The sequence below is a fragment of the Gemmatimonas sp. genome (genome assembly GCF_041689975.1).
In the GTDB taxonomy this organism is placed as follows: Bacteria; Gemmatimonadota; Gemmatimonadetes; order Gemmatimonadales; family Gemmatimonadaceae; genus Gemmatimonas.
The window spans coordinates 12,898-30,078 of record NZ_JBDNFF010000183.1 but is presented as its reverse complement, the minus strand read 5'-3'; the positions used below and the strand labels follow the sequence as shown (position 1 = coordinate 30,078).

The window sequence follows — 17,181 nt, the reverse complement described above, 5'->3', positions numbered from 1 at the left end:
GACGACACGCAGTCGGACGACGCGCGCGACGATCGGGTGGATCGCGCCCGTGCTGCTCTGCGGTCGCTCCCTGAGGCACAGCGCACCGCGCTCGAGCTGTCGCTTCTGCACGGGCGCACTCACGACGAGATTGCGAAGGCAATGAACACGCCGCTGGGTACGGTGAAATCCCACATCCGTCGCGGTCTGCAGCGGGCGCGGGCACTGTTGCAGCAGTCCGACGCGCGGCACCGGGCGTCGGACGTTGCGCGCGAGCAGCAGGGCTCATGACCGCGAAGGAGAATCAGGTGTCGAATCAGGTAACGCGTCAGGACGTGCTGATCGGTGAGCTCACCGCCGCGCTCGCGGCGGACTCGATGACGGTACAGGATGCCCTGCCGCCGGCGTTCGCCGCGCGGGCGATCGCGGCTGGTGAGATGATCGTGCCGCTCGAGCCGCGTGTGGTGTCGTACGACACCGTCGTTCTGCCACCGCCGGTCGCCGCAAGCGACGCCCCATATGACACGATCGCGGTGCGCCCGCGCCGGACCTTCGTGGCGTGGGGTGGCTGGCTCGCGGCGGCGGCTCTGCTGGCCGTCTGGGTTCGCGACCCGAGTAGCGCGACGGCCACGTCGGGTGGCCTACCCGCACGGCAGTTATCGATTGCCGGTGCGTCGGCCGCTGCCTCAAGGGTGCGCGACTCGCTGATGACGACTGACTCCGCGATCACGCGTATCGTCTGGTCGCCGACCACCGATTCCGCCGCACTCGGCGCTGGTGGCGACGTGGTCTGGAGCACACGCGCGCAACGCGGTGTCATGCGTCTGATCGGTCTCGAGTCCAACGACGCGCGTCGGTGGCAGTATCAGCTGTGGATCTTCGACAAGGCGCGCGATCAACGGTATCCGGTGGACGGCGGTGTGTTCGATGTGCCGGCCGGCGCGACTGAGGTGTTCGTGTCGATCATTGCCCGCGTGCCAATTGGGGATGCCGTGATGTTCGCCGTGACGGTCGAAGCGCCGGGCGGTGTGGTGGTGAGTACACGCGAGCGGGTAGCGCTGCTGGCGGCGTTGTAGCGCGGCAACGTCGTAGCGCGAAGGCCATTCCGATCACAGTTTTCGGGATGGCCTCAATCCTTCGTGCTCTCGCTGCATCCGCGGTCGCCCTCGCTGCGGTCACCACCGCCCCGCTGTCGGCCCAGTCGCTTCGCCCCGCCGTCGACGCCTGGCGTCGTGCGCACGAGCGCGAAATTCTCGACGAAGCCTTCGCGCTCATGGCCATTCCCAATGTGGCCACCGACACCGCGAATATCCGGCGCAACGTCGACTTCCTCACGGCCGCGTTCGCCAAGCGCGGTGTCACCATGCGACCGCTAGTGGCACCGACCGGCGGCAATCCCGCCTTGTTCGGCGAGATCAAAGCGCCCGGAGCCACGCGCACGATCGTGATGTACGCGCATTACGACGGACAGCCGGTGGCTGGAGGCGGATGGAACGGCGATCCGTTCACCCCCGAACTTCGTCGCTACCAGAACAGCGTGGCCACCGACGCCGTGTCGTTGCCGGCCAAGGGCGACACGATCGACCCCGCCGTGCGCATTCGTGCGCGCTCGGCCAGCGACGACAAGGGCCCGATCATCGCCATGCTTGCTGCGCTCGACGCGCTCAAGGCCGCCAGGAAGACGCCGACGGTGAATGTAAAGTTCTTTCTCGACGGTGAGGAGGAAGCCAACTCTGAGCACCTCGGCGACCTGCTCAAGGCGCACAAGTCGGTGCTTGCCGCCGACGCCTGGCTGTTCTTCGATGGGCCGATTCACGTGAGCGGTACGCCGCAACTCGTGCTCGGTGTGCGCGGCGTGATGGGCGTGGACGTCACGTTCTACGGCCCGAATCGCGCGTTGCATAGCGGACATTACGGCAACTGGGCGCCCAACCCCGGCGTGACCGTCGCGCACTTCATTGCGAGCGTGCGTGACGTGGACGGCCGAGTGAAGATTGCTGGGTTCTACGACGACGTGCCGGCGATTTCGGAAAGTGATCGCGCGTTGGCGAAGGCCTTGTCGGCCACCGACGACTCGCTCCGCGCATCACTGGGCCTGGCCCGCACCGAGGCGAACAACGCCGCACTCGGCGAGCGCATCATGCTTCCCGCGCTCAACATTCGTGGCATTCGTGCGGGCGAGGTGGGCGGCGGTGCGGCCAACGCCGTACCCACGAGTGCCAGTGTCTCCATCGATTTCCGGCTTGTGCCCAACCAGCAACCGGCGCGTATCTGCGAGCTGGTCACACGTCATCTGGTGTCGCTCGGGTATACCGTAGCTGCCGATCCCAACGCGGCTGCACGCAGTACCGATCGCGCCCACCTGGCGTACCTCGGCTGTGGCGGTGGCTACACCAGCGTGAGCGTGGCGTCGTCGCTGCCGTCGGTGCGCGCCGTGAAAACGCTCATGGGCCGAGCCTACGGTCGCGAGCCGTTCGTGATGCCGATGTTGGGTGGTTCGTTGCCGCTCTTTCACTTTGTAGAGCAACTCGGTGCCACGGTGATCACCGTGCCCACCGTGAACGCCGACAACAGTCAGCACGCGCCGAACGAGAACCTGCGCATCGGCAGTCTGTGGGACGGCATCGGCGTGATGGCGGAGATCATAGCGGGGCTGGGCCCGCTGTGGCCGGGTGGGGCGACGCCGATTTTGAAGTAGGGAGCGACTACCTGTGACTCCGATAATCGAACGTACCGTGATCGCACTGTTCCTGTTTGGCGTCATGCCATCAACCGTCGTGGCACAGTCGGGGACGATTGAGGTCGGCATTGGAACGGTAGTGCCGGTCGAAGCGATCGGGGCGGATCGTAGCGCGGGGCCGTTCGTCCGCGCCGGCGTCATTCGTGGCAACCCAACGAGGGTGGTGCGGCTTCGACTCGATGGCGAAGCCATGTCGATGCCCGGAAACCCAGCGCCAAACCGCTCGGCCGAAAAGACCGGCAATCTTCGATCAGTCGGCTTCGTGACGACCGTGGTGGTGGCACCGCCCCGATTGCGTGTCGCACCGTACTTCCTGATCGGCGCCGGAGTGCATCTGATGTCGATTACGGGCGCAGACAGCCCGAACAATTTCGTCGGTGGGGTGCGGAGCGGGCTCGGTGTCCGGGTGACTACGGCGCGTTACCGCATCTCACTGGAAAGCAGTGCGCACCCGAATCTCTCGGACCGCGCCACCGGCCGAGACTATAAGCTCGATTCGTACGTCCCGATCACGCTCGCCATCGTGTTTTAGCCTGACTGCGCTTCCGTGCCTCCGTCGATGAAATAACGCGTGGCCCGTTGTGTCCTATCGATATGCATTTCGTACAACGAAGTGACGATCGATCATCAATCCGGGGTTCATTTGGGCGTGGTCACGATTTCTCCCAAATATCAGGTCGTGATCCCGCGGAGCGTGCGGGAGCGGCTTCAGCTGGAGCCCGGGCAGAAGGTGCAGGCGATCGTGTCGAGCTGATTCCGCTTCGCACCGCGCGCAGCCTTCGCGGGTTCGTGCGCGGGATCGACACCGCCGTCGATCGCGACGCCGACCGCGAGTAGCGCCCGGCTATGGGCACTCGCGCCAAGCTCAACGTCGTCGATTCGTCGGCGTGGCTCGCGTACTTCGCCGACACGCCGAATGCCGGCACTTTTGCGTCGGCCATCGAGGACGAACGCCGACTGGTGACGCCCGCGATCTGCCTGCTGGAAGTGTTCAAGGCGATTGCGCGTCAGCGTGGTGAGAGCGACGCACGGCAGGCGGTTGCCGTTATGCAGCAGGGGCGCGTGGTGGATCTCGACGCGACGTTGGCGCTGAGAGCGGCATCGCTTGGACTCGAGCACACACTGCCGCTCGCCGACAATATCGTGTAACGACCGCCCGTCAACTGGGCGGCGTGGTGCGGGCGCAAGACGCCGACCTTGAAGGATTCGCGGACGTCGCGTACTAACCCGTCGGCCCGCTAATTCACGCATTCCCGCCTCACCCCGCGCCTTTCCCCATCCGGCACTTGTCGCTGCAGTAGCGCACGCTTTCCCAGTCGCGCTCCCACTTCTTGCGCCAGCTGAACGGCCGGCCGCAGCGGGCGCAGGTCTTGTCGGGGTGGCCGTTTACGCCTTGGCCGCGTACGCCGCCGTCACGCGGTCGTTTGGATTCTCTTGAAGGCATCGCTCCCCAAGCGACGCGCGGCGGTGCAGAGTTCCCAGATGCCCAATCCGCACAACCCCGCCGATTTTCCGGCCAGCACGGATGACCTCCTCTATTCCGATTATCGGAAAACTGAGGAGCTCGGAACGCTCCGACAGGTAGCCCGCGCCTTGGCTGCTGAAACGAGTTCTCAGAGCGTGTTGCAAACGCTCTGCGAGCTCTCGATGGTGCGGGGACTCGCAAGTGGCGCTGCAGTGGCGGAATTAAGTGGCGATAATGGCGTTTATGTGGCCACAGCGGGGCGTACGAATGAATTGCTTTCCATGACCTTCCCGCTCGAAGGGACGATCACGGGGCGGGTAGCCAACGAACTCCGCGCCATCACGATCAAGTCGCCGCAGGCGAGCTCACCGTTCTTCGCCGAACTGCTGCCACGGCTCGGTATAGGGCCGATGCTGCTGCTGCCGCTGCTCGCCAACGGTCAGCTGTACGGTGTCCTTTCAATCTCACGAGAAACGGGGCACCCGCCGTTCGACGAACAGGACGAAGAGCGACTGGGTGTCATGGCCGACTTGGCGGCGCTGGCGCTCTGGAAGGCCCGGCTGCTGGAAGACGCCCGCTCTGCCAATGCCGCAAAAACCAGCCTTTTAGCGACACTATCGCACGAGCTTCGCACCCCTTTAACGGCATTGGAGGGCTACAGCGAGATTCTGGAGGATCAGATCCTCGGTCCGTTGTCGCCTGAGCAGCAGGACGTGGTGATGCGCCTGCGAACGGTCGGACGGCACCTCGGTGCCCTGATCGAGGACATTCTCACCTACGCCTCGCTCGAGGCCGACGGGCTCACGGCGCGCAACGCCACCGTGGGCGTGCCCGAGCTGCTCGACTCGCTGCACCCGTTCATGGAGCCCCTGGCTCGCGAAAAGGGGATCGAATTCTCGATCGACCTCGAATCGGGGCTCCCCTCGTTGCACACCGACGAGGCGCGGGTGCGGCAGATTCTGTTGAATCTCTGCCAGAACGCCGTGAAGTTCACCGAAGCGGGCGCGGTGTCCGTGCGGGTGACCCGCGGATCACCCTTGGCCGACGGCGCCTCAACTGTTCGGTTCGCCGTGCGCGACACCGGTGTGGGTATTGAGCCGACTGACATGCAGCGCCTGTTTCGTCCATTCTCACAGATCGAAAATGTGCTGGCCGGACGGCACCGGGGTACGGGACTGGGGCTCTACATCGCGCGTCGACTGGCGACCATGCTGGGCGGTCGCATCGAGGTGGTGTCGCGCCCCGGCGAGGGGTCGGTGTTCACCCTCGTCGTTCCGGTCACGCACTGACGATCATCGGCTCCGCACACGGATCGACACACGGAGAGCGTTCCCGACCTGTGTCTTCGATAATCCGACATTACATTCGAAGGTTATGACCGCTGCCATCACGAGCGTTTTCAACGACGGCATTTTTGCCGAACAATTCGAGCGGTATCGTCACGATCCAGCCAGTGTGGACGAGACGTGGCGCCAGTACTTCCGCATGGCCGAGTCGCTGTTCGGACAACCTTCGGCTTCGTCCGCGGCTTCGCCATCGGCGTCGCCGGGATCGGCTCCGGCCGGAGGTGCGACCTACGATGTCGCTTTCCTCCGGAAGGTGGCCGCCGCCGCGTCCATGCAGCAGGCGATCCGCAATTACGGCCACTATGCCGTGCAACTCGATCCGCTAGGTACGCCGCCTCCGGGCGCCGAGGATCTGAGTCCGGAGTTCTGGGGGCTCACCGAAGCGGACTTGCGGGCGATTCCCGGGTCCGCGCTGGGCGACGATCGCTTCGCTACGGCCGCCGACTCCATCGCGCGCAAGCGGCAAGTGTATGCCGGCCGCGTCGGCTACGAAGTGTGGCATCTCGAGGTCGACGAAGAGCGGAACTGGTTCCAGCGGGCGTTTCGTGATGGCGTGCTCACGCGCGATCTCACGCCCGACGAGAAGAAAGACACGCTGCGTCGTCTGAATCAGGTGGACGGACTCGAGCGCTTCATCGGTCGGGTATATCAGGGTTACAAGCGGTTCTCGGTGGAAGGCACCGACACGCTCATTCCGATGCTCGACGAAGTGATTCGCGAGTCGGCACGCTCGGGTGCGCAGGAGATCGTGATCGGCATGGCGCATCGTGGCAGACTGAACGTGCTCACCAACGTGATGGGCAAGCCGTTCGAAAGTTTGTTCGCCGAGTTCGAAGGCCGGCACGATCAGGCCGATGAGAACGCAACCGGCGACGTGAAGTACCACATGGGCTTCGTCGGCACGCGCGACGTGGACGGCAAGGCCGTGAAACTGCGCCTCGCACCGAATCCGTCGCACCTCGAAGTGGTGAACCCGATCATCGAAGGCGTGGTGCGCGCGTTGCAGCGCGTGCCGGGCAAGCCGGGCGAGCGCAATGAGCTCGCCGTGGTGCCGGTGGCCATTCACGGTGATGCGGCGTTCCCGGGCGAAGGCATTGTAGCCGAAACGCTCAACATCTCGCACCTGAACGCGTACCGCACCGGTGGCACGATTCACATCATCGTGAACAATCAGGTCGGCTTCACCACCGACGCGACCGATGCGCGCTCCACGCACTATGCGTCGGATCTCGCGAAGGGCTTCGAGATGCCGATCTTCCACGTGAACGCCGACGATGCGCAGGGGTGCATCACGGCGGTTCGTCTGGCGTGTGCGTATCGCGCCACGTTCAAGAAGGACGTGCTGATCGATCTCGTGGGCTACCGTCGTCATGGCCACAACGAAGGCGATGAGCCGATGTACACGCAGCCCATGCGCACGGCCCAGATCCGCCAGCACCCCACGGTGCCGCAGGTCTGGGCGGCTCGTCTCGTGATCGAAGGTGTCCTCACAAGTGCCGAAGCCGCCGCGATCGAGCAAGCCGTGTCGCAGAACTACGCTGACATGCATGCACGCTTCAAGCAGTCGCTCCTGGGTAGCGAGCAGCATGCGCCGTGGCCTTCTGAGCCGGTCGCAGCGCCGAAGCCAGTGGCGACCAACGTGTCCACGGACAGGCTGCAATACGTGAACGACGCGTTACTCACGTGGCCGACCGATCTCACGCCCAACCCACGTCTGGCCAAGCAGCTCGAGCGTCGTCGTGAGACGATGGGCGAACAGGGTGGGATCGAGTGGGGCCACGCCGAAGCCCTGGCGTTCGGCACCCTGCTCATCGACGGCATGTCGGTGCGCCTCACGGGACAGGACGCCGAGCGTGGCACCTTCTCGCATCGTCACGCGGTACTCGCCGACAGCGAGAATGGACGCAAGTACGCGCCGCTCGCGAATCTCCCGGGAGCGAAGGGCGCGTTCGAGATCTTCAACTCGGCGCTCTCCGAAACGGCCGTGCTGGCGTTCGAGTACGGCTTCAGCACGGTGGCCACCGACACGCTCACGTTGTGGGAAGCGCAGTTCGGTGATTTCGTGAACGTGGCCCAGCCGATCATCGACCAGTTCATCGTGGCCGACCGCGCGAAGTGGGGACAGGACAGTGGCGTCGTGTTGCTGCTGCCACATGGTTACGAGGGGCAGGGTCCGGAGCACTCGAGCGCGCGTCTCGAGCGGTTCCTGCAGCTGTGTGCCGAAGGCAACCTCACGGTGGCCTACTGCAGCACGCCAGCGCAGTACTTCCATCTGCTGCGTCGTCAGGCGCTGCGGAAGTCACGTCGTCCGCTCATCTGTATGCAGCCTAAGTCGTTGCTGCGCCTGCCGCAGGCGGCGTCGAAGCGCGAAGACTTGTCGCAGGGCGGCTTCCAGCCGGTGATCGACGATCCCACCGCCTCGCAGCGTCGCGACGATGTACGTCGCATCGTGTTCTGCACCGGCAAGCTGTACTACGACATGTCGCTCGCGGCCACGCGAAATCCGAACGTGGCGCTGGTGCGTGTGGAAGAGCTGTATCCGTGGCCGCACGAGGAGATCGTGCGCATCATGGATCTGTATCCCGCCATCGAGCAGGTCGTGTGGGCGCAGGAAGAGCCGAAGAATCAGGGTGCGTGGACGTACGTGCAGCCGCGCCTGCGTGCGTCGGCCGGTGCGTCGGTCGGTGTGCGCTACGTGGGACGTCCGGAGCGCGCGAGCCCGGCCGAAGGTTACATGGATGCACATCAGGCCGAGCAGGCGCGAATCATTGCGATGGTCATGGATACCGGCGAAGTGTCCGTGGAGCGTTCGGTGATGCAGGTGGGGCAGTGAAGGCGCTTCGGCGCACCCGACTCCACCAGATCGTGATGAGCGCCGCGGCTATTGCCGCGGCGCTTGTCGCTGGTGGCCGCACGATGTCCGCGCAGAACGTGACGCTCGATCGCGGCGCTGCGGCGTTGGGTTCGACGCTCGCCGGGATCGGCACCACGGGCCGCGTGCTCACCATCGCTGCGCACCCCGACGACGAAGACACGCCGGTGATCGCGTGGCTGGCCAAAGGCCGTCATGTAGAGACCGCGTACCTGTCGCTCACACGCGGCGACGGCGGACAGAATCTGCTCGGCAACGAACTGGGCGAAGCGCTGGGCGCGATCCGTACGCAGGAGCTGCTCTCGGCGCGCCGTATCGATGGCGGCCGACAATACTTCACCCGTGCCTACGATTTCGGCTTCAGCAAGAACGCCGAAGAAACCTACACGCACTGGCCGAAGGATTCGATTCTCGGCGATGTAGTGCGTGTCGTACGCGCGTTTCGCCCGCACGTGATGGTGGCGTTCTTCAGTGGCACGCCGCGTGACGGGCACGGGCATCATCAGGTGTCGGGGCTGCTGGCACGCGAAGCGTATGATCTGGCCGCCGACACGGTGCGGTTCCCGGTGCAGGGCTTTGGCTTGCCGTGGACGCCGCAGAAGTTTTATCGCAGTGCACGACAGGCGCCTGACTCGGCGACGCTACGCGTGAATGTGGGTGAGTATGACGCGTTGTTGGGGCGGAGCTACTATGAGATCGCGGCCGAAAGCCGGTCGCAGCACAAGTCGCAGGGCTTTGGTGTGCTGCAGAGGAAAGGCACGATTTTCGGGTATCTGTCGCGTGAAGTGGCACGCGTCGGGCCGGATGATGCGCGCCGCGAGCAGTCGTTGTTCGATGGCATCGATACCACGTGGACGGCATTGCGTGCGAAGCTGCCGGCCACGGCGCAACCGGTTCTCGACTCGGCGCTGCGCACGATCGCGGCAGCGCGCGTCGCGTATCGCGCCGATGATCCGTCGTCGATCGTGGTACCGTTGGCGCAAGCACTGCGTCAGCTTCGCGCCGTGCGCAACGCGAGTGGCAGCGGCCCGGGCATCCTGATTGCCGGTCGTCCCGGCTCGGCTCCGAGTTTGTCACGCCGGGCACCCGGACAGGCGCCGCCGGCGCTGTGGGATGCACTCGCGACCACGATTGATCGCGCCGAACGCGCACTCGTGTTGGCCGCGGGTGTGGCGGTGGAAGCCACGGCGCCGCGTGCAACGTTCCCGGTGCGCGAGTCGGTGAAGCTGGCCGTGAACGATTCCTTGCCGGTCACGATCACGGTGTTCAACCGCGGGCGCGTACCCGTACAGCTGATGAGCGCGTCGGTTGCTGGTCTTGGCCTGCGGCCCGGTGAAATCGGTAACGTGGCGATCAGCCCCGATAGTGCGGCGGTACTCAACCGCTGGGCCGTGGCGTTCGAGACGAACTCGCCGTGGTGGCGCGCGTTTGGACGCAAGCAACAAGACTGGTTTCAGGCGCCGATCGACGCGCGTACCGAGGCGCAGCAACAGGAACAGCGCGCGACGATGGTGCAGGCGCGTCTTACCATTGCCGGTGAGGAGGTGACGCTGAACGAGCCGGTCGTGTATCGCTTCGCCGATCCGATCAAAGGTGATCAGCAGGTGCCGGTGTCCGCCGTACCGGGCATCACGGTGAATCTTGGCAGCACGATGGAATACATCCGCGCCGGCGTGCCCGTTGAGCGCTTCGTGCCGGTACGTATTCAGTCGTCGTATCCGCACGACACCAAGGTGTTGGTAAAACTGGAGCTCCCCGAAGGGCTAAAGGCCGACTCGGTGGAGCGCGCACGGATGCTCGGTCCCGACGGCGCCACGATTCTCACCTTCCGCGTGCGCGGCCTGGTTAAGGAAGGCCGCTTGGAGTTGGTCGCGCTCGCGGTGCACGATGGCGCGATGAGCACGAGCAGCGTGTTCACCATCCAGTACGACCATATCACGCCGATGCGCTTGTACGGCGCGTCCGGCATGTATCTCTCGGCGGTGGCCGCGAAGCTGCCGCCGCGCGCTCGCGTGGGCTACGTGAAGGGCGTCGGAGACACCGGACTCGAAGCACTCGAACAGCTCGATATCGCGGTAGAGAAGATCGAGCCGTCGATGCTGACCAGCACGGACCTGTCGCGCTTCACGAGCATCGTGGTGGGACCGCGCGCGTACGAAGCGAGTGACGTGCTGGTGCGCAACAACGGTCGCCTGCTCGATTACGCGAACAAGGGCGGCACACTCATCGTGCAGTACGGCGCACAGGACATGAACCGATTCCCGAGCGTCGTGCCGTTCCCCATGCAGTGGGGACGACCGGCCGCTCGCGTCACGATGGAGCATGCACCAGTGACTGTGCTGCAGCCTGCGCACCCGTTGCTGCTCAGCCCCAACCGCATCGGCGCCACCGACTGGGCCGACTGGGTTCAGGAACGCGCCACGTACATGCCGGACACGTTCGACAAGCGCTACACGCCGTTGCTGGCGATGAACGATCCGAACGAGCCCGTACAGCAGGGCGGCTTGCTCGTGGCCCCGCTGGGCAAAGGGCGCTACGTGTATGTCACGCTGGCGCTGTTCCGTCAGCTGCCGAACGGCGTACCGGGCGCGGCGCGGATACTGGCAAATCTGGTGAACGGGGGGGCGGTGGTGGGGCGGAAGGTAGGCGGGGTCGAGTAAGCAAGCGCCGAAGTAAAACTCCCTAGGAAGCAGGGAGGAGGGTCTCAGGAAGCAGGAGGCAGGGGGATGACGCCTGCTCCCTGCCCCCTGAGACCCTCCCCCCTGCTTCCTAGGGAGTTCGCGGTTCCTCCATCCTCCCCCCTCCCACACTCAAAACTGTACCCACCGCCACCACCACCACCGCCCCGATCACGTTGTGCCACAGGAAGCTCACACTGGGCACACCGAACGACACCGCGGCGACGGCGGCCATACCGCTCAACAACCCGACGAACGCACCAAGCGCCTTCGTACGCGGAAGCATGGCGAGGATGAAGACGCCGAGGATCGAGCCGTAGAAGAACGAACCGAAGCGGTTCACGACTTCGATCAGTGAGCCGAGGTTGGCGGCGTAGACAGCCACGACGCAGGCGAACACGCCCCATATGGCGGTGGCGGTCTTTGACACGAACAAAAAGTGCGCGTCGCTGCCTTCTTTCCTGAACCAGCGCTGATAAAAGTCCACGACGGTGGCGGTGGACAGCGAGTTCAGTTCGGCGGCGATGCTCGACATGGCCGCGGCGAGCACGGCGGCGAGGAATACGCCGGCGAAGCCGAGGGGCAGGTGGTCGAGCACGAAGCGCGGAATGATGTAGTTCACGTCACGCGACGCTTCACCGGTCACGCGTCCGGCCGCAGCGAGCGCGTCTTTGCGCACCACGTTCACCGACGAGTCGGCACTTCTGAAATCGAAGAGCGCGCTGCTGGATGTCATGTCCACACCGTCCGACAGCTCGGCAGAAGCCCGGCGGGCCGCTAATTCACGCTTGGCGATGGCGCTCGAGTAGCGCTCCTCGAGCGCCGCGAAGGTGGCCGGCTCCTTCTGCTGCACTTGGGCGCTGTGCTGAGGATTGTATAGCATAGGCGCCGGCGTGAACGTGTAGAACAGGAACACCAGCACGCCGATGAGCAGGATCAGCGCCTGTAACGGGATCTTCCAGTAGGCGCTCATCAGCAGCGAACTGCGCGCCTCGCTGACCGATTTGGCGGCCAGATAGCGCTGCACCTGACTCTGGTCGGTGCCGAAGTACGACAGCATCAGGAACGTGCCGCCGAGGATGCCCGACCAGAACGTGTACGTCTCCGAGAGGTTGAACGAGAAATCGAAGACACGCAGTCGGCCGGTGGCGCCGGCAATTTCGAGGGCGTTATCGAGCGGAACAGGCATACGCATGATGAGCACGACAACAATCGCGGTCAGCGCACCGACGATCACGAACATCTGTTTTACGTCGGCCCACGTGACGGCTTGCACGCCGCCTAGCACAGTGTAAATAACCGTGGGAATGCCGATGAGGGCCACGCACCACGTGATGTCCCAACCGAAGATCGCGGACAGCACGACACTGGGGGCAGCCATGATGGTGCCGCAGGACATGCCGCGCGAGAGCAGGAACAGGAAGCTCGTGAGTGAGCGCGTCTTCGCGTCGAAGCGCTTCTCGAGAAACTCATATGCCGTGAACACCTTGGCACCATGCAGGAACGGCACAATGGTGACCCCCAGAATCACCATCGCGATCGGCAGTCCGAAGTAGAACTGTATGAAGCGCAGGCCGTCGGTGGCGCCCTGTCCCGTGGTGCCGATCAGCGTGATGGCCGACAGCTGTGTCGCCATGACCGAGAGGCCGACCGCCCACCAGGGCAGGCTGCGGTTGGCCAGGAAGTACCCTTCGATGTTCGTGGTGCCGCGCGTGCGGCGCAGGCCGTCGAAGACCACGATGGTCAGGTACACCGCGACGATGGCCCAGTTGATCCAATGCATCAGGGCGCGGCCACGAGATCATAGCGTCCCTGCAGGAGGCCCAGCAGCATGAGGGCGACCAGCTGCATCAGCAGGACCCGCCAGAGTGTCGTGCGAAAAGGGGTAGGCATTGCTCCAACCTATAAGGCCGTCGCGTCTTTCGCTGGGCTCATACGGGCCAGCACGCGTTGCGCGACGCGCTGGAGGGTGAGCCCTTGCACGAGAATCGAGAAGCAGACGACGATGTAGGTCATGGTGATCAGCGTCGACCGATGCGGGCTTGGTGGCAGGGACAGCGCGAGCGCGATGCTGATGCCACCGCGCAGGCCGCTCCACGTGAGAATGGGGAGTGCCCCGGCAGGCGATGTACGCCAGCGCCGGAGCACGGCGATCGCTCCGCCGGCGCTGATCCAGCGCGCGAGCAGTACTAGCGGGATCGCGAGAGCGCCGGCGAGCCCGGATGCACCGGTAAACTCCACAATGATGACTTCGATGCCAATGAGGACGAAGAGCATCGCATTCAGGAACTCGTCGACCAGTTCCCAGAAGTCGTCGAGGCGTTCCTGCGTCTTCGCTGACATCGCGAAGGCGCGGCCGCTGCTTCCAACCATGAGGCCAGCTACCACCATCGCGAGCGCCCCCGAAAGATGCAAGCGATTGGCCAGTACGTACCCGCCGGTCGTGAGGCTGAGCGTCAGCAGGATCTCCACTTGGTAGTCTTCTACCTTCGCCAGCATGCGATTCGTGCCCCAACCGATTGCCGCACCGAAAAGGCAGCCGCCAAGGGCTTCCACCGCAAAGAGCTCGGCGATGTGACCGACGGAAATGGTCTCACCTCCCGCTGCGATGCCCAGTAACACGACAAAAACGACGACGCCGACGCCGTCGTTGAAGAGCGACTCGCCGGTAATAGTGACCTCGAGATCCTTCGGTACGCCGACTTGCCGCAGGATGGCACCGACGGCGATCGGATCCGTTGGCGATATCAGCGCACCAAAGACGAGGCACCATATGAACGGTACGGGTGACCCGAGTAGTGACAAGATCACCATCGATCCTGCCCCCACGAGGAAGGTAGAGCAGAGAATCCCGACGGTACTGAGGACCGAGATCAACAGCATCTGGGAGCGCAGCTGGTTCAGGTCGATATGCAGCGCCCCGGCGAACAGCATCGCCCCTAAAATGCCGTTCAGTAGCGTGGTGTCGAAGTCCACCGCATACACGAATGCCGTAAGGGGTGCGAGGTCAAGCAGTCCGAAACGGCCGAGCGCGAGCATCATCAGTGACCCGACGAGCGCGATCGTCATCAGTCCGATGGTCCTGGGCAGCTGTAGCCAGCGATAGTTCACGTACGCGAAAAGCGCCGTGGCCGAAGTGAGGGCCGCAATCAGTTCAAACGGGGTCATGGAAGGATCGAAGAGGCGCAAGCAGTCTCGGCAATGACGCAGCTCGCGGCCGGCATCACCATCGTGATACGTCATTCTACGTGACGCACGCAGGTATCGTCCACCCAGCCCCCTGAAGCCGCTTGTGGCCGGGGGGGCGCGTTTGACCGTTGGGACCAATTGCCGCTAGTGTTGTGAGAGCACGATGCCCGAGAATCCAGAATAGTGCAGCGCCCCGATATGCGACAACGCCGTCGCCTGTGGGTCGCGTCGGCATGTGAGCGGCGGGAGAATGACGGATCTCAGTTCAACGGACCAAGTGAGACCGACCGTGCCGGACGCGCCCGACCTGGCGCGTGCCACGGCATTGCTGGAGGCGCTCCCGTCGGCCGCCGCGCTCTTTCTGCGTTCGGGGATGCTGTACGCCGTCAACACGCTGGGCCGCGAATGGTTTGTGGTCGATTCCCGCGCGCCGCTGTCGTCGCAGCCGTGGAGCGTCGTGCTCCTGCCGTTGGGGTCGGCCGGTGTCACGCTGCTCGAGCGCGTGGTGGCGGGAGAAGCGCCGACCACGTACCACGTGCCACTCGGGCGCGCCGGGCGACTGGTCGATCTACGCGCGGTGCTGTTCGACCGCGAGTTGCTGCTCCTCACCGCGACCGATGCGACGGCGCAAGACGAAGAGCGCACGAAGGCGGCGCGAGTCGACCGCGAACTTTCCGCGCTGATGGATCTCAAGCCCTCCGCCGTGCGGATCACTGATGTGGCGGGGCGCATTCTGAAGACGAACGGGTTAGCCGACCTCGAGCATCCCACGCGACCGCCAGCGACGGTGCGCGAGTTATGGGAGTGCGACGCACCGCACGATGTCGCCAACAATCGTCCGCTGTCGTTTCTCGATTCGCCGGCGATGCGTGCGCTGGCGGGCACTGTGGTGCGTCGGCAGCTGCTCGAAGTGCGGCGTCTCGGTGCGCAACGCGTGATCGAGTCGTTCGCCTCGCCGATCCGCAACCAACAGCAGGAGGTGACCGGCGTGGTGCTGCTCGACCGAGACGTCACCGATCGCGAGCGGCTCGAGCGCCAGTTGCAGGAGCGCGAAATGCGCGAGGCCGAGCTACGACAGCATGTCACGTACACGCGCGAGCAGCTCGAGCGGTTGGTCGAAGAGCGTTCACGCGCGATGATCGCGTCTGAACAAGATCGTCTGCGCGAACGTCGGCTGACCGCCGTCGGGCAACTGGCGGCTGGCGTGATGCACGATGTGAACAACGCGCTCAACCCGATCATGGCCGCGGCGTATCTGCTGAAGCATTACGCCGAGTCGCCCGATGCTGTGCGCGACTATGCCGATCGCATTCAGAAGGCGGCCGAGATCGGTGCCGCGACCGCGTCGCGGGTGGGTCGCTTCATCCGTCAGGAGCCGGTGCATGCCGGTGGCGACGAGGCGCTCGAGCTGTCGGCGCTGACCGAGGACGTGCTCGACCTCACCGAGCCCATGCGCTTGCGTCGTTCGAGCGAGAGCGCTGAGATCCGGATCGTACGCCAGTTCGCTCCCGCGGTCAGCACGCGTGGCCTGCCCGGCGAAATCCGTGAAGCGCTGCTCAACCTCGTGCAGAACGCGGTCGACGCGATGCCCGAGGGGGGGACGCTCACCGTGCGTACGTTCGAGGAGGGGACCGACGCCTGTGTGGCGATCCGCGACACTGGTGTGGGAATGAGTGCCGACGTGCGGGAGCGGGCCTTCGAGCCGTTCTTCACCACGAAAGGGTCGAAGGGGTCGGGACTGGGGTTGGCCGAGGTGTATGGCATCGCCCGGCGGCACCGAGGCACGGCCAGCATTTCCTCGGTCCCGGGACGTGGCACCGAAGTCACACTGCGGCTGCCGCGCGCCGAGGGGGTCGCCGCCGAGCCCGGTGATGCGGCCCCGGACGCCGCGCCACGGGCGGTAGTCCCGAAGCACATCCTCGTGGTTGAGGACCATGATGACGGTCGCGAGTTCCTGCGGCGCATCCTCCAGGCCGACGGCCATCGGGTGGACGCGGTCGGTACGTGTGCCGACGCGCGGGCGAAACTCTCTTCAAGCGCGGCCACCCCGTACGATCTCCTACTCACGGATGTCGGGTTACCGGACGGCAGCGGTTGGGAGCTGGTGCGGTATGTTCGTAGCCACGTGCCCGACGTGCGGGTCGGGGTGATCACCGGCTGGGAACCCATGACGGATACCGGTGAGTCGCACGGGGCAGAGTTTGTTCTCCGCAAACCGTTGCGCGCTGCCGAATTGCAGGCTCACATTGCGGGAGGCTCTACTCCCGCTTCTTCAAACGAGTAAGAATATGTCGGATCTGCCGTCGACCATTCGCGTATTGGTGGCTGAAGACAATGCGCTCGAGCGTTCTACCCTGGTAGACCTCCTCGGCGTGCTTGGCTACATGGTAGTCGCCGAGGTCGATAGCGGCACGGAGGCCATTGCCAAGGCGCAGCAGTTCATGCCTGATGCCGTACTGCTCGACATGCACATGCCGGGAGCCAGTGGCGTTCAGGCCGCAGACGAGATCGCGGCGGCGCTGCCCGGCACCGCAGTGGTGCTGATCACCGGCGATCTGTCGCTCACCTTGAGCTCGGCCGACGTCCTGCGCAGCACGGCGGTGGCTCTGCTGCCCAAGCCGATGCCGCCCGCCACGCTCGATGCCACCCTGCGCATGGCGGTGACGCGAGCGCGCGAGCTGTTGTCGGCCCGTCGCGAGGCGGCGGAAGCCAAGCAGCAGCTCGAAGAGCGCAAGCTGATCGAACGCGCGAAGGGCATTCTCATGCGCCGCACCGGCAGCAGCGAACAGGAAGCCTATCGAATCATGCAGCGCAGCAGCCAGGAACGGTCGGTGCGCATGGTCGATATCGCGCGCGCCGTGATCGAGAGCGAACCCGGCATGAAGGTCTGACTCGGCCGTCACACGGGTGAC

General features: G+C 64.8%; 11 protein-coding genes and 3 pseudogenes. 11 read left to right on the top strand and 3 right to left on the bottom strand.

Annotated elements, in window-relative coordinates; translation table 11 throughout:
• The 6 genes and pseudogenes from ACESNG_RS11895 to ACESNG_RS11870 all read left to right on the top strand — a co-directional run.
• Positions 1 to 270: sigma factor-like helix-turn-helix DNA-binding protein (locus ACESNG_RS11895; protein WP_373069117.1), on the top strand; the 270-nt coding region annotated here is incomplete at its 5' end.
• On the top strand, positions 267 to 1,055 hold the full coding sequence (locus ACESNG_RS11890) for a hypothetical protein (RefSeq protein WP_373061717.1): 789 nt from the start codon (positions 267 to 269) through the stop codon (positions 1,053 to 1,055). The genes ACESNG_RS11895 and ACESNG_RS11890, both read left to right, overlap by 4 nt.
• A gap of 47 nt (positions 1,056 to 1,102) precedes the next feature.
• The gene (locus tag ACESNG_RS11885; RefSeq protein WP_373061719.1) at positions 1,103 to 2,677 is read left to right on the top strand and encodes a M20/M25/M40 family metallo-hydrolase; all 1,575 of its coding nucleotides are present in this window, start codon (positions 1,103 to 1,105) and stop codon (positions 2,675 to 2,677) included.
• A 37-nt stretch (positions 2,678 to 2,714) separates the two neighbouring features.
• Positions 2,715 to 3,251 carry a hypothetical protein gene (locus ACESNG_RS11880; RefSeq protein ID WP_373069115.1) on the top strand — a complete coding sequence of 179 codons (537 nt, stop codon included), beginning with the start codon at positions 2,715 to 2,717 and terminating at the stop codon, positions 3,249 to 3,251.
• A gap of 111 nt (positions 3,252 to 3,362) precedes the next feature.
• Positions 3,363 to 3,556, top strand: a pseudogene (locus ACESNG_RS11875) (AbrB/MazE/SpoVT family DNA-binding domain-containing protein).
• Between the two features lie 9 nt (positions 3,557 to 3,565).
• Positions 3,566 to 3,945 (top strand): annotated as a pseudogene (locus tag ACESNG_RS11870) (type II toxin-antitoxin system VapC family toxin).
• 32 nt (positions 3,946 to 3,977) lie between these two features.
• Here the strand turns inward: ACESNG_RS11870 and ACESNG_RS11865 are convergent.
• Positions 3,978 to 4,097: pseudogene (locus ACESNG_RS11865) on the bottom strand (DUF2256 domain-containing protein); the annotation flags it as partial.
• A gap of 56 nt (positions 4,098 to 4,153) precedes the next feature.
• On the opposite strand from ACESNG_RS11865, the gene ACESNG_RS11860 reads away from it, so the two are divergent.
• The 3 genes from ACESNG_RS11860 to ACESNG_RS11850 all read left to right on the top strand — a co-directional run bounded on the left by ACESNG_RS11860 (position 4,154) and on the right by ACESNG_RS11850 (position 11,062).
• Positions 4,154 to 5,473, top strand: coding sequence for a GAF domain-containing sensor histidine kinase (locus ACESNG_RS11860; protein WP_373069113.1), 1,320 nt, complete (start codon positions 4,154 to 4,156; stop codon positions 5,471 to 5,473).
• Positions 5,474 to 5,558: 85 nt separating this feature from the next.
• Entirely contained in the window at positions 5,559 to 8,363 is a 2,805-nt protein-coding gene (locus ACESNG_RS11855; protein WP_373061725.1) for a 2-oxoglutarate dehydrogenase E1 component, read from the top strand.
• A 35-nt stretch (positions 8,364 to 8,398) separates the two neighbouring features.
• Positions 8,399 to 11,062 carry a PIG-L family deacetylase gene (locus ACESNG_RS11850; RefSeq protein WP_373069111.1) on the top strand — a complete coding sequence of 888 codons (2,664 nt, stop codon included), beginning with the start codon at positions 8,399 to 8,401 and terminating at the stop codon, positions 11,060 to 11,062.
• 109 nt (positions 11,063 to 11,171) lie between these two features.
• Here the strand turns inward: ACESNG_RS11850 and ACESNG_RS11845 are convergent, their stop codons facing one another.
• Both ACESNG_RS11845 and ACESNG_RS11840 read right to left on the bottom strand, forming a co-directional pair.
• A complete protein-coding gene (locus ACESNG_RS11845) occupies positions 11,172 to 12,863 on the bottom strand; it encodes a sodium:solute symporter (RefSeq protein ID WP_373061729.1) in 1,692 nt (563 codons plus the stop codon).
• Between the two features lie 119 nt (positions 12,864 to 12,982).
• Positions 12,983 to 14,248 (bottom strand): cation:proton antiporter, encoded by a 1,266-nt coding sequence (locus ACESNG_RS11840; RefSeq protein ID WP_373061731.1) that lies wholly within the window; start codon positions 14,246 to 14,248, stop codon positions 12,983 to 12,985.
• A gap of 310 nt (positions 14,249 to 14,558) precedes the next feature.
• Here ACESNG_RS11840 and ACESNG_RS11835 point away from each other — a divergent pair, with 310 nt between their 5' ends.
• Together ACESNG_RS11835 and ACESNG_RS11830 are read left to right on the top strand one after the other, a co-directional pair.
• Positions 14,559 to 16,553 (top strand): ATP-binding protein, encoded by a 1,995-nt coding sequence (locus ACESNG_RS11835; protein WP_373069109.1) that lies wholly within the window; start codon positions 14,559 to 14,561, stop codon positions 16,551 to 16,553.
• Between the two features lie 4 nt (positions 16,554 to 16,557).
• Entirely contained in the window at positions 16,558 to 17,160 is a 603-nt protein-coding gene (locus ACESNG_RS11830; protein ID WP_373061735.1) for an ANTAR domain-containing response regulator, read from the top strand.
• The last annotated feature ends 21 nt before the right edge of the window (positions 17,161 to 17,181 follow it).